Raw genomic sequence first — 13896 nt, 5'->3', positions numbered from 1 at the left:
GTTTCTCTCTCCGTTGTGCCTGTCGCCTGAGACCGTTAATGTGCGTTGGTCTCTTTAAAAATTAAAACTCTTTTCGCAGCCAGCTATTGAGTCGTTTGATCCACGAGCCAACTGATGCCGTAACGCGTTTTTCTACTTCAGCCTCACCACTCAAATGGGATTCTTTCCCGTAGTGAAGCAGCCCCACTGCCGTTGAATAATAAGGCTCCTGGGCATAATCCGTCAGACCAGTGATATTCAGCGGTGCACCAATACGTACTTGCGTATGGAACACGCGCTGTGCGCAGGCCGCAAGACCTTCAATTTGCGCAGCGCCACCGGTTAACACAATCCCCGCCGCCAGATGATGTTTCACACCCTGCTGGCGAAGCTGTTCTTGTAATTGCAAAATTTCTTCGTTGACCAGGTTGAGCAGCTCGGTATAACGCGGCTCAATGACCTCTGCCAGGGTCTGACGTTGCAGGCTACGCGGTGGACGACCACCTACGCTTGGCACTTCAACGCTTTCGTCTTTACCCACGATGGAGCCCAGTGCGCAACCATGACGCACTTTGATGGCTTCAGCATCGCTCGGCGGCGTACCAAAGGCATACGCGATATCGCTGGTCACTACATTCCCTGCATAAGGGATAACTTTAGTGTGGCGCAACGCCCCGCCAGTATAAACGGCGATGTCCATTGTACCACCACCAATATCCACCACGCAGACACCCAGCTCACGTTCATCTTCCGTCAACACGGAATAACTGGCTGCCAACCCGGCAAAAATCAGTTGGTCAACTTTCAGACCACAACGTTCAACGGCTTTGACAATGTTCTTTGCCATGTCGTTGTGGCAGGTAATAAGATGGACTTTTGCCTGCATACGCACGCCGGAAAGACCGACCGGATTTTTAATGCCTTCCTGGTAGTCGATGGCGTATTCCTGCGGAATAACGTGCAGAACACGATGTTCATCGCGAACGCGTACGGATTTTGCCGTATGTACCACGTTTTCCACATCTTCCTGCGTCACTTCCTCTTCGGAAATGGGCACCATACCAATTTCATTTTGACAGCTAATATGTTTACCGGAAAGTGCCAGATACACCGAGGAAATCTGGCAATCTGCCATCAGTTCAGCCTGGTCAATGGCGCGCTGTACGCACTTCACCACTGACTCAAGGTCATTCACCCCGCCTTTATCCATACCTCGCGATGGGCAACTGCCCACGCCAATGATATTGACCATACCGTCGGGCAGAACTTCCCCTACTAAAGCGGCTACCTTCGCGGTGCCAATCTCCAGTCCAACTACCAGTTTTCTGTCCGTCGCCTTGATCATTGTTGTTCTGCCTGTGCCTGATTCTGTTGCTGATTAGATTCCTCAGGAGGCAAGGGAACCCAGCCTACTGCCGCTCCTGAGTCATAACGCAAATCAACGTAGCTAATCCGTTTGCCATCGGTTTGCGCCTGCTGCTGTAAAACCGGGTAGAGTTCCACAAAGCGAGCCAAACGTTTTATCGTATCGCCCCTGCCCAGATTCAGCTTAATATCGTTATTCAGCGTCAACTGCCAGGAACGACGAGCGGTCATCGCCGCTTCCTTCAGGGTGAATCTATCCTTAGCCAGCACCTGCCCCATATCGCGGAACCCTTGCAACACTTCACTTGCGCTGCCTTCCGGTCCATACAACATGGGTAATACCTGCTTATTGGCCCGACCGGTTGGAACACTGAACGTATTTCCTTCAGCATCCACCATATGTTGGTCATTCCAACGCGCAATGGGCACATATTCAACCAGATGAATCTTCAATTCATCGGGCCATTGCTTTCTGACGCTCGCCTGTTTAATCCAGGGGAGGCGTTCAATTTGACTCTGAATGATGTTCACATCCTGAGTCATAAAGGTTCCCGGAGCGCCCAGCGCCAAAATGGACTGACGAATATCGTCATTGCGCGTGTAATGTCGTTCGCCGGTTAACACCAGTTTCGATAAAGGCAAACGTTGCGCATCTTCCATCCATCCCAACACTACCCAGCCGCTGACAAACACGGTGCACAGCACTGTCAGCAGGAACAATATTCCTGCAAGACGCGTTCCATTATTGCGGCGTGAGGAGTTTACTTCTTCTTCATCACCGTTTCGCGTGTTCAGCGCAGCCTGCGACATATCAGTCCGCCAACTCCAGAATTCTTACCACCAACTGCGAGAAGCTCAGGCCCGCCTGACGCGCCGCCATCGGCACCAGACTGTGGCTGGTCATACCCGGAGAGGTATTCGCTTCCAGCAGATAAAACTGGCCATCGCTGTCCAGCATGACGTCAATGCGACCCCAACCTTTACAGCCCAATGTGGTCCACGCTTTCAGGACTAATTCCTGTAAACGGGCCTCTTGTTCGACTTCCAGACCGGCAGGGCAGAAATATTGTGTCTCATCAGAGAGATACTTCGCCTCATAATCATAGAAGGTTCCCGCAGGTTGGATACGTATTGACGGTAAAATTTCTTCACCAAGTATCGCAACTGTAAATTCCGGGCCACTGAGCCATTTTTCGATCAGTACTTCTTCATCATGCTGAAAAGCCAATGCTAATGCACCATGCAAAGCATTTTCTTCTTCAACTTTTGACATCCCTACGCTTGAGCCTTCACGGCTTGGCTTCACAATCAGCGGCAAACCTAGCGCAGAAATCTCCGTAACCACCTCATCACTAAGACCTTTTTCGAACTCAGCGCGGGTCAATGCGACCCAAGGCGCGACCGGTAAACCAGCCCCCTGCCACAACAGTTTGCTGCGCAGTTTGTCCATCGAAATCGCAGAAGCCATGACGCCACTACCGGTGTACGGCAGTCCAATCAGCTCCAGCATGCCCTGCAACGTGCCATCTTCACCACCACGACCGTGCAGTGCAATAAACACCTTTTGAAAACCCATCGATTTCAAAAGCGTGACATCAACCTCTTTTGGGTCAATTGGATGAGCATCCACACCACCTTCGCGTAACCCTGCCAGTACGGCCGCGCCGGAATTCAGCGAAACGTCACGCTCTGCGGAGGTTCCCCCTAACAGGACCGCGATTTTATCAGCCATGTTGTTCTTCCTCCGGGTTTTGCGGCTTCAGTTTGATTTCAGCTAAGGAACGCGCGATTTTGCCGATATTTCCAGCGCCCTGCACCAAAATCAGATCGTTGCCGGTTAATACCGGCGCCAGCATGTCTGCCACCTGAGCCGGATCGGATACCAGAATCGGGTCGATCTTACCGCGACCACGGATCGTACGGCACAGCGAGCGGCTGTCGGCTCCTGGAATCGCGGCTTCACCCGCGGCGTACACATCCAGCATCAACAGCGCATCGACCTGAGTCAGCACGTTGGCAAAGTCGTCATACAGATCGCGAGTACGCGTAAAGCGGTGCGGCTGGAACAGCATCACCAAATTTTTGTCCGGCCAGCCCGCGCGTGCAGCTTTAATCGTGGCATCCACTTCCGTAGGGTGATGACCATAATCATCCACCAGCATCGCCGTCCCGGCTTTACCGTTTACCGGCTCAAGCGGGAATTCGCCGAGGAAGTCAAAACGTCGTCCGGTGCCCTGGAAACTTTCCAGCGCGCGCAGAATTGCGTCGTCTTCAATGCCTTCTTCTGTTGCAACTGCTACCGCCGCCGCCGCGTTCAGCGCATTGTGACGGCCCGGTGCGTTCAACGTCACGCGTAAATCGGCCATCCCCTGACGCAGCAGCGTGAAGTGTCCTTGTGGACCAATCTGCTGGTAATCTTCGACGCGCACATCAGCATCATCGCTGAAACCATAGGTTGTGGTTTGACGACCAACTCGCGGCAACAACTCGCGGATCACCGGGTCGTCAACGCACATCACCGCACGACCATAAAACGGCAAGTTATGCAGGAAATTAATAAACGTCTGCTTTAAATTTTCGAAGTCGCCATGGTAGGTATCCATATGATCGGCTTCGATATTGGTAACAATCGCTACCATCGGCTGCAAATGCAGGAACGACGCATCGCTCTCATCCGCCTCCGCAATTAAATAACGGCTATGACCCAGACGCGCATGGACGCCTGCGGCCTTCACCAGACCGCCGTTGACAAACGTCGGATCCAGCCCCGCTTCCGCGTAGATACTGGAGACCATCGCTGTGGTCGTGGTTTTACCGTGCGTCCCGGCAATGGCGATACCGTGACGAAAACGCATTAACTCCGCCAGCATTTCAGCACGACGGATCACCGGAATGCGCGCTTCATGCGCCGCAACAATTTCCGGGTTATCCGCAGAAATGGCGCTGGATACCACCACTACGCTCGCATCGCGCACGTTTTCCGGGCGATGGTTGAAGAAAATCGTGGCGCCCAGATTCGTCAACTGCTGCGTCACCGGGTTCGGCGCTAAGTCAGAACCGCTGATCTGATAACCTTCGTTGGCCAAAACCTCGGCAATACCGCCCATACCAGCACCACCGATGCCGACAAAGTGAATGTGCCGAACGCGACGCATTTCGGGCACGATGGAACGCAGTTTTGCCAGTTGTTGTGTATTCATTCTTTAGCCATTAACTTCTTAGTTCATGCGATGCAAAAGGCATCACCACAATTACGCCCGGGCAGCCCGGCTCACTTCATTAGCAACGCGCTCTGTAGCATCCGGAATGGAAGCGGCGCGCGCACGTTCTGCCATGGTTAATAAGGTTTCTCGCGACCACCCGGAAAGGGTGTTAGCGACGGCATCCACAGTAAACTGCGGCTGCTCAAGAATTTTGGCGGCGCCCGCTTTCTCCAGCGGCAGCGCGTTCCAGTACTGCTGTCGGTCTTTATGCTGAAAAGGCACAAACAGCGCAGGCAAACCTGCGGCGGCAATTTCGCTTACCGTCAGCGCGCCGGAGCGACAAACTACGACATCCGCCCACGCGTAGGCTGCTGCCATATCATCAATAAACTCAGTGACCTTGTGCTGCGGTTGTCCCGCGTCGGCATACGCGTGTTCAACGGTTTGCTGCGCACCTTTGCCACTCTGATGCCAGATAGTCACCGCATCACCAAGCTTTGCAGCAACCTGCGGCATCGTCTGGTTCAATACGCGTGCGCCCTGAGATCCCCCGACGACCAGCACGCGAACCGGGCCTTCACGCCCCGCCAGACGCGCTTCGGGCAACGGCAGCGCCAGAACATCGGTGCGTACTGGGTTACCCACCACTTCCGCATTCGGGAAAGCGCCAGGAAAAGCCTGCATCACCTTCGTTGCAATCTTCGCCAGCCACTTGTTGGTTAATCCCGCAATGCCGTTCTGCTCATGCAGGACAACCGGAATGCCTAATGACCAAGCAGCCAGACCGCCAGGGCCGGACACGTAACCGCCCATCCCCAGCACCACATCAGGCTTAAACTGCTTCATGATGGCGCGCGCCTGACGCCAGGCATTAAAAATACGCACGGGGGCGGCAAGCAGCGCGTTGACACCTTTGCCACGCAAACCGGAGATGCGAATAAAGTCAATTTCGATGCCATGCTTTGGCACTAAGTCCGCTTCCATACGATCGGCGGTGCCCAGCCAACGAACCTGCCAGCCCTGGGCCATTAAATGATGCGCGACCGCCAGCCCCGGGAACACATGCCCGCCGGTACCGCCTGCCATCACCATTAACCGCTTCGGTTGACCACTCATCGTGCACCTCGTGTAAACGCCTGGGCTTTTTCCAGACGCGTTTCATAATCAATACGTAACAAAAACATGATGGCCGTCGACATAATCAACAAACTGGAACCACCATAACTGATCAGCGGTAACGTCAGACCTTTTGTTGGCAGCATACCTGCTGCCGCGCCGACGTTTACCAGGGCCTGGAAGCTAAACCAAATCCCGATGGAGCAGGCTAAAAAGCCTGAAAAACGGTGGTCAATTTCCAGCGCTTTGCGGCCAATCGACATCGCGCGAAAAGCGACGAAGAATACCATTAAAAGCGCCAATACCACACCGATATAACCCAGCTCTTCCCCAATGATGGCGAAGATGAAGTCGGTGTGCGCTTCCGGTAAATACTCCAGTTTTTGCACTGAATTACCTAACCCCTGACCCCAAACCTCACCGCGACCAAAAGCCATCAGCGATTGCGTTAACTGATAGCCGCTGCCAAACGGATCTTCCCATGGGTTCCAGAAAGAGGTTACGCGGCGAATACGATACGGTTCGGCAAGGATCAGCAGCACCACCGCCGAAATCCCCATGCCGATAATGGCAATGAACTGCCACAGTTTCGCACCAGCGAGAAACAGCATCGCCAGCGTCGTGACAAACAGTACCACTACCGTACCAAGGTCAGGCTGCGCCAGCAGTAAGACTGCCAGCACCAGAATCACGCCCATCGGTTTTAAGAAGCCGCGCAGGTTGTTACGCACTTCATCGACTTTACGCACCAGGTAGTTAGCGAGATAACAGAACAGCGACAGCTTGGTGAATTCCGCAGGCTGAATACGCAGCGGCCCCAGCGCGATCCAGCGCGATGCCCCGTTAACGGAGCTCCCCACCACCAGCACGATCAACAACATGATGATCGAGGCGATCAGCATCGTCGTGCTGTACTTTTGCCAGAACTCCATCGGCAGACGCAGCGTCACCATCGCCAGACAGAACGCGAGGAAGATATACAGCGCGTCACGCTTAGCAAACAGGAAGGGATCGCCTGCCAGGCGTTGCCCTACGGGCATCGATGCCGATGTCACCATCACAAAACCGATCGCTGCCAGACCAAAAGTCAGCCACAGCAGCATGCGGTCATACATGATCAGGCTGTCCGCGTCTTTATCACGCGAAGCCATCACCCAGCCTTTAAGTGCCGCGAAGATCCACGCCAGGACACCCAGTCCCGGTACGCGCGGCATTTTCAGACGAGGGAGAGAGAATCGCATCAACCCAACTCCTTCGCCAAACGGGTAAAGACGTCACCGCGTTGCTCAAAGTTCTTGAACTGGTCAAGGCTGGCGCAGGCTGGCGACAGCAGCACCATATCACCCTGCTTCACACGTGGTGCGAGCAGACGCATTGCCTGCTCCATGGTTTCAGTGTGTTCCGCAACCTCAGGACGCAGAGCGGCAAGCTGCGCGCCATCGCGACCAAAGCAGTACAGACGAATGTTGTCGCCAGTCAGGTAGCGTTGCAGCGGCATAAAGTCGGCGGATTTCCCATCGCCGCCCAGCAGCAGGTGCAACGTACCGTCAACGTGCAGACCATTCAGCGCCGCTTCGGTGCTGCCAACGTTGGTGGCTTTTGAATCGTTGATCCAACGCACACCGTTATGATTCAGTACCAACTGGAAACGATGCGCCAGACCGGTAAAGGTAGTCAGCGCTTTCAGGCTGGATGCCCGCGGCAGACCCGCAGCATCCGCCAGCGCCAGCGCCGCCAGGGCGTTGGTATAGTTATGCTGGCCGGTAAGCGTCATCTCTTTCACGTTCAGGACTTTTTCACCCTTCACCCGCAGCCAGGTTTCACCCTGCTGACGATTGAGATGATAGTCACCCATGTTGATGCCAAAGCTCACGCAGCGCTCATCCGCCCCGCGAATCGGCATGGTCAGCGCATCATCGGCATTAACCACGCACACTTTCGCATTCTCATAGACGCGCAGTTTGGCCGCACGGTACTGCTGCAAGCCAAACGGATACCTGTCCATATGATCTTCAGTGACGTTCAAAATGGTGGCGGCTACGGCCTGTAAGCTGGAGGTTGTCTCCAGCTGGAAGCTCGACAGCTCCAGTACATACAGCTCACGTTCGTCATCCAGCAACATCAGCGCGGGCAGGCCGATATTTCCGCCAACACCCACGTTCACACCAGCCGCTTTCGCCATTTCTCCCACCAACGTGGTGACGGTGCTTTTCCCGTTGGAACCGGTGATCGCGACGATCGGCGCCTGCGCTTCACGACAGAACAGCTCGATGTCACCGACAATTTCGATCCCTGCATCAGCAGCGGCGCTCAGAGAAGGATGCGCCAGGGCAATACCAGGGCTGGCGACGATGAGATCGGCGGCCAGCAGCCAATCATCATTCAGGCTGCCAACATGACGCTCAACCGCTTCCGGCAATTTATCCAGGCCAGGTGGCGTTGCGCGGGTATCCATCACACGCGGCGTCACGCCACGCGCCAGAAAGAAATCCACGCAGGACAGCCCGGTCAATCCCAGACCGATAATGACGACTTTTTTACCCTGGTAATCAGCCATGATTAACGTACCTTCAGCGTTGCCAGGCCAATCAGCACCAGCATCAGCGAAATAATCCAGAAGCGCACAATTACGCGCGGTTCCGGCCAGCCTTTCAGTTCATAGTGATGGTGAATCGGCGCCATACGGAAGATACGCTGTCCGCGCAGCTTAAAGGAGCCAACCTGCAGAATGACCGACAGCGTTTCCACAACAAATACGCCGCCCATGATTACCAGCAGGAATTCCTGACGCAGCAGCACGGCAATAATGCCCAGCGCGCCGCCCAGCGCCAGCGAACCGACGTCGCCCATAAAGACCTGCGCCGGATAGGTGTTAAACCACAGGAAGCCTAACCCCGCACCGACAATCGCCGTACAGACGATCACCAGTTCGCCGGCATGGCGTAAATAGGGAATGTGCAGGTAGTTGGCAAAGTTCATGTTACCGGTCGCCCACGCCACCAGCGCAAAACCTGCAGCCACGAACACGGTCGGCATAATCGCCAGACCATCCAGGCCATCGGTGAGGTTTACCGCATTGCCAGTACCCACAATCACGAAGTACGCCAGCAGCACGTAGAACAGCCCCAACTGCGGCATGACATCTTTAAAGAACGGCACCACCAGCTCGGTAGCCGGGGTATCTTTACCGGCGAGGTACAGCGCAAAGGCTACACCCAGCGCAATCACCGACATCCAGAAGTACTTCCAGCGGGCAATCAGCCCCTTGGTATCTTTGCGCACCACTTTGCGGTAGTCATCGACAAAACCGATAATGCCGTAGCCAATCAATACCACCAGCACGCACCATACGTACGGGTTCGACGGATATGCCCACAACAGAACGGAGATAACAATCGCGGTGAGGATCATGATCCCGCCCATCGTTGGCGTACCACGTTTACTAAAGTGCGATTCAGGACCGTCGTTACGTACAACCTGTCCAAAGGACATTTTTTGCAAGCGGGCAATCATGCGCGGGCCCATCCACAAAGAGATGAACAGCGCGGTCAGCAGGCTGACGATGGCGCGAAACGTCAGATAGGAAAAGACGTTAAAGCCGGAATAATATTTGACCAAATGTTCGGCCAGCCAAACTAACATGTCCCATTCTCCTGTAATGCGCGTACTACCTCTTCCATGGCGGCACTACGTGAACCCTTCACTAAAATCGTCATGACCTGATGTTCTGCAATCAATGCTTTAAGATGCGCGGCCAGCGCGCTTTTATCCGCAAAATGTTCGCCAACGCCGCTGGCGTCGCTAATTGCCTGACTCAGTTTTCCTGTACTCAGTACACGGTCGATACCTGCTGCTTTCGCAGCAACACCTACCTGTACATGGCATGCTTCACTTTCTGCGCCAAGCTCTGCCATATCGCCAACGACCAGTACGCGATAGCCCGGCATTTCAGACAGCACCTGCACCGCTGCGGTCATCGAACCGACGTTCGCGTTATAGGAGTCGTCCAGCAGCAACTGATTTTCTGCGAGTTGAATCGGGAACAGACGTCCCGGTACCGCTTGCAGATCCTTCAAACCCGCTTTGATCGCCTCGTGCGTCGCGCCTACCGCCATAGAAAGCGCCGCCGCCGCAAGGGCGTTAGCGATATTGTGGCGACCCGGCAACGGCAGCAGGACATCAATGCTTCCGGTCGGCGTTTGCAGAGAAAATTCTGTGCCATGCGAGGTCACATGAACGTTGGTAGCAGAAAAGTCGCTGTTGGCCGCATTTGGGGAGAAGCGCCAGACTTTGCGTTCGCCGATGATGCTTTGCCAGTTCAACCAGTCGTTGTTGTCGGCATTCATAATGGCGATACCATTCTCAGACAGGCCGGTAAAAATCTCACCTTTTGCCTTCGCAACGCCCGCCAGAGAGCCGAAACCTTCCAGGTGCGCGGCGGCCAGATTGTTCACCAGCGCCGCTTCCGGACGCGTCAGGCCGACGGTCCAGGCGATTTCGCCCTGATGGTTGGCGCCGAGCTCAATCACGGCATAGTCGTAATCGTTAGTTAAGCGCAGCAGCGTCATCGGTACGCCGATGTCGTTATTCAGATTGCCCGCGGTATATAGGGTGTTACCACACTGGCTCAGAATGGCAGCCGTCATCTCTTTGACGGACGTTTTACCGGATGAGCCGGTCAGCGCGACAACGCGCGCCGGAACCTGAGCGCGAACCCACGCCGCCAGTTCACCAAACGCCAGACGCGTATCTTTAACAATCAGCTGCGGCAGGTTGGTGTCCAACGGGCGGCTGACCAGCAGCGCACCCGCCCCGCTCTCTTGCGCTTTGTCTGCAAAATCATGGGCATCAAAGCGTTCGCCTTTCAGCGCCACAAACAGGCAGCCCGGCGTCACTTTACGCGTATCGGTTGTTACGGCATCAAGGGTCAGATCGGCCCCTTTCAGTTCGCCACGGAGGATCTCCGCCAGTTGGCTGAGCGTTACGCTAATCATGCGATAACCCCCAGCAGACGCGCTGCGGTCACGCGGTCAGAATAGTCGAGACGCTGCGAGCCGACGATCTGGTAATCTTCGTGACCTTTCCCGGCCACCAGCACCACGTCGTTTTCTTTCGCCTGCATAATGGCGTTTGTCACGGCTTCTGCGCGCCCTTCCATCACCTTCGCCTGTCCGGCATCCAGCATACCCGCCAGAATGTCGTTAATAATGGCGCGCGGCTCTTCGGTACGCGGGTTGTCATCAGTCACCACGACAACATCTGCAAACTGCTCGGCGATTGCGCCCATCAACGGACGTTTGCCTTTATCGCGATCGCCACCGCAGCCAAAGACGCACCACAGTTTGCCAGTACAGTGCAGACGTGCCGCCTGCAGCGCTTTTTCCAGCGCATCTGGCGTATGAGCGTAATCAACCACCACGGTGGTTTTACCCGGCGCGCTGAACACTTCCATACGTCCGCAAACCGGCTGCAATTGTGTCGCCGTTTTCAGTAAATCAGCTAACGGATAGCCCAGTGCCAACAGCGTTGCCAGCGCCAGCAAAAGATTGCTGACGTTAAACGCCCCCATCAGGCGGCTTTCAATTTTGCCGTCGCCCCATGAGGAGGTAAAACGAATCGTTGCCCCGCTGTCGTGATACTTCACGTCAACCGCTTTTAACCAACGACCATGACAGTTCGGGTTGATGTGGTCTTCCATCGAAACGGCAACCGCATCAGGGAGTTTCGCCAGCCAGCGACGCCCGACTTCATCATCCGCATTGACGATGGCCTGACCGCAATGGTGCGTGGAATACAGCAGCCATTTCGCGGCTTCGTAATGTTCCATGTCGCCGTGGTAGTCGAGATGGTCACGGCTTAAGTTAGTAAATACTGATGCGGCAAACTTCAGCGCCGCCACGCGATGCTGAACCAGGCCGTGTGAAGAGACTTCCATCGCGCCAACCGTTGCGCCCTGCGCAGCCAGCCCCGCCAGCACATGCTGGACATCAACGGCTGAACCGGTGGTATTTTCCGTCGGGATCACTTTGCCCAGCAGGCCATTACCTACTGTTCCCATTACCGCGCTGGTTTCGCCAAGCAGTTGGCTCCACTGGGTCAGCAATTGGGTGGTGGTGGTTTTACCGTTAGTCCCGGTTACGCCGACCAGACGCATTTTCTCAGAAGGCTCGTGGTAAAAACGGCCCGCCAGTGCAGATAAACGTTCGTTAAGCTGACTGAGATAGATGACCGGAACGCCATGCATTTCACGGATTTCACCATCAGTAGCTTCATCTTTTGCTTCTGCAATAATGGCAGCCACACCTTGCGCTATCGCCTGCGGGATATACCGACGCCCGTCCGCCTGATGACCCAATACTGCGACAAAGAGATCGCCTGATGCAGCCACACGGCTGTCAAGCGTCATCTCCCGCAGTGCTCGCTCCGGTGCACCCGGCACCCATGGAGCAAGAAGGTCGCGCAAATTACGATCTGCCACCTGTTGCCTCGCCTTGATTATTCACAAATTCATTTTTATCGCCCGTTGTCAGCGCATCCGGCTCGATGTTCATGGTGCGCAGTACGCCGCCCATGATGGCACCAAAGACCGGCGCGGAAACGGCGCCACCGTAGTATTTACCCGCCTGCGGATCGTTGATAACAACAACCAGCGCGAAGCGCGGCTGACTCGCAGGCGCAACGCCTGCGGTATAAGCAATGTATTTGTTGATGTAGCGGCCATCCGGCCCTACTTTTTTCGCTGTACCGGTTTTAATAGCGATGCGATAGCCTTTAATCGCCGCCTTCACGCCGCCGCCGCCCGGCAGCGCCACGCTTTCCATCATATGCACGACGGTACGCACGGTATCTTCCGGGAAGATACGCTCACCCGGAACAGGAGGGTCTACTTTGGTAATCGACAGTGGACGATAAACGCCGTAGCTGCCGATCGTTGCATAGACTCGCGCTAACTGTAACGGCGTTACCATTAGCCCGTAGCCGAAAGAGAAGGTGGCCCTCTCTATGTCAGACCACCGTTGTTTTTGAGGATATAAGCCACTGCGTTCTCCGACCAACCCCAAATTGGTCGCTTTTCCCAGCCCAAAACGTGAGTAAGTATCTACTAACGCTGAGGACGGCATCGCTAACGCCAGCTTGGAAACACCGACGTTACTCGACTTCTGCAAAACCCCGGTGAGGGTTAATTCGCTATAACGCGCCACGTCTTTGATTTCGTGACCATTAATTCGGTAAGGGATAGTGTTAAGGACGGTATTTTCGCGTACCACGCCACGCTGCAGCGCGGTCATCACCACCATCGGTTTAACGGTAGAACCCGGTTCAAACACGTCGGTGATAGTACGGTTACGCATCGCGTCTTTTGGCGTACCGGTGAGATTGTTCGGGTTGTAGGACGGACTGTTGGCCATGGCCAGCACTTCACCGGTGTTTACATCCACCAGTACCGCACTGCCTGACTCCGCCTTGTTGAACGCCACGGCGTTATTCAGTTCACGGTAGACCAGTGCCTGTAAACGCTCATCAATGCTCAACGCGAGGTTATGCGCCGCCTGGCTGTCGGTAGAGGAGATATCTTCAATGACGCGGCCATAACGGTCTTTACGTACAATACGTTCGCCCGGTTGTCCGGTGAGCCACTTGTCGAAGCTCTTCTCAACGCCTTCAATCCCCTGGCTGTCGACGTTAGTAAAGCCGATGAGGTGAGCAGTCACTTCTCCGGAAGGATAGTAACGGCGGGATTCTTCGCGCAGGTGGATACCTGGCAGCTTCAGTTTCTTGATGTAGTCGGCCATGTCAGGGTTTACCTGACGCGCCAGATAGATGAAGCGCCCTTTCGGGTTGGCGTTAATGCGGGAAGCCAGTTGATCGAGCGGGAGATTCAGCGCGGTTGACAGCGCTCTCCAGCGTTCACCAACGCTCACGCCGCCTGCATCATGTACTTCTTTCGGGTCGGCCCATATCGCTTTAACCGGAACGCTCACCGCCAGCGGGCGACCAGAGCGGTCGGTAATCATTCCGCGTGATGTAGACACTTCCTGGACGCGTAGAGAGCGCATATCACCCTGACGCACCAGCATGTCCGGCGCGATGATTTGCAGCCAGGCAACGCGCCCCAGCAGAAAACCCAGTGCCAGCAAAATACAGCCGCACAGTAACGCAAAACGCCAACTGATAAAGTTGGCTTGTTCTTCCTGGCGTTTTGGTTTGTGCGTTTTTGCCGCTGCTTTCATGC

11 protein-coding genes are annotated in these 13896 nt (G+C 55.1%); all 11 read right to left on the bottom strand.

The features are described 5' to 3' along the window. Nucleotides 1-61: 61 nt before the first annotated feature. The 11 genes from ftsA to ftsI are packed head-to-tail and all read right to left on the bottom strand — an operon-like array spanning nt 62 to nt 13894. Nucleotides 62-1324: a cell division protein FtsA gene (gene ftsA / locus OGX83_RS01715; RefSeq protein WP_003018755.1), complete on the bottom strand. Its 1263-nt coding sequence runs from the start codon at nt 1322-1324 to the stop codon at nt 62-64. Beyond that, the gene (gene ftsQ, locus OGX83_RS01710) at nt 1321-2154 is read right to left on the bottom strand and encodes a cell division protein FtsQ (protein ID WP_003018758.1); all 834 of its coding nucleotides are present in this window, start codon (nt 2152-2154) and stop codon (nt 1321-1323) included. The genes ftsA and ftsQ overlap by 4 nt, the downstream gene beginning before the upstream one ends. A gap of 1 nt (nt 2155) precedes the next feature. Next, nucleotides 2156-3076 (bottom strand): D-alanine--D-alanine ligase, encoded by a 921-nt coding sequence (locus OGX83_RS01705; RefSeq protein WP_008786198.1) that lies wholly within the window; start codon nt 3074-3076, stop codon nt 2156-2158. After that, entirely contained in the window at nt 3069-4544 is a 1476-nt protein-coding gene (murC, locus tag OGX83_RS01700) for a UDP-N-acetylmuramate--L-alanine ligase (RefSeq protein ID WP_003018763.1), read from the bottom strand. The genes OGX83_RS01705 and murC overlap by 8 nt, the downstream gene beginning before the upstream one ends. 51 nt (nt 4545-4595) lie before the next feature. After that, nucleotides 4596-5663: an undecaprenyldiphospho-muramoylpentapeptide beta-N-acetylglucosaminyltransferase gene (gene murG / locus OGX83_RS01695; protein WP_060682752.1), complete on the bottom strand. Its 1068-nt coding sequence runs from the start codon at nt 5661-5663 to the stop codon at nt 4596-4598. Beyond that, a complete protein-coding gene (gene ftsW / locus OGX83_RS01690; protein ID WP_003829529.1) occupies nt 5660-6904 on the bottom strand; it encodes a cell division protein FtsW in 1245 nt (414 codons plus the stop codon). The genes murG and ftsW overlap by 4 nt, the downstream gene beginning before the upstream one ends. Continuing rightward, nucleotides 6904-8220 carry a UDP-N-acetylmuramoyl-L-alanine--D-glutamate ligase gene (gene murD / locus OGX83_RS01685; RefSeq protein ID WP_125362735.1) on the bottom strand — a complete coding sequence of 439 codons (1317 nt, stop codon included), beginning with the start codon at nt 8218-8220 and terminating at the stop codon, nt 6904-6906. Before murD ends, ftsW begins: the two co-directional genes overlap by 1 nt. A 2-nt stretch (nt 8221-8222) precedes the next feature. After that, on the bottom strand, nt 8223-9305 hold the full coding sequence (gene mraY, locus OGX83_RS01680; RefSeq protein ID WP_003018774.1) for a phospho-N-acetylmuramoyl-pentapeptide-transferase: 1083 nt from the start codon (nt 9303-9305) through the stop codon (nt 8223-8225). Further along, the gene (gene murF / locus OGX83_RS01675) at nt 9299-10657 is read right to left on the bottom strand and encodes a UDP-N-acetylmuramoyl-tripeptide--D-alanyl-D-alanine ligase (RefSeq protein ID WP_057067409.1); all 1359 of its coding nucleotides are present in this window, start codon (nt 10655-10657) and stop codon (nt 9299-9301) included. Before murF ends, mraY begins: the two co-directional genes overlap by 7 nt. Then, entirely contained in the window at nt 10654-12141 is a 1488-nt protein-coding gene (gene murE / locus OGX83_RS01670; RefSeq protein ID WP_286587261.1) for a UDP-N-acetylmuramoyl-L-alanyl-D-glutamate--2,6-diaminopimelate ligase, read from the bottom strand. Before murE ends, murF begins: the two co-directional genes overlap by 4 nt. Further along, nucleotides 12128-13894: a peptidoglycan glycosyltransferase FtsI gene (gene ftsI / locus OGX83_RS01665; RefSeq protein ID WP_003829538.1), complete on the bottom strand. Its 1767-nt coding sequence runs from the start codon at nt 13892-13894 to the stop codon at nt 12128-12130. The genes murE and ftsI overlap by 14 nt, the downstream gene beginning before the upstream one ends. Nucleotides 13895-13896 lie beyond the last annotated feature (2 nt).

Source organism: Citrobacter sp. Cpo074, assembly GCF_030332745.1.
GTDB lineage: Bacteria > Pseudomonadota > Gammaproteobacteria > Enterobacterales > Enterobacteriaceae > Citrobacter > Citrobacter portucalensis.
The sequence above is the reverse complement of the archived record's forward strand: the minus strand, read 5'-3'. Positions and strand labels throughout refer to the sequence as shown.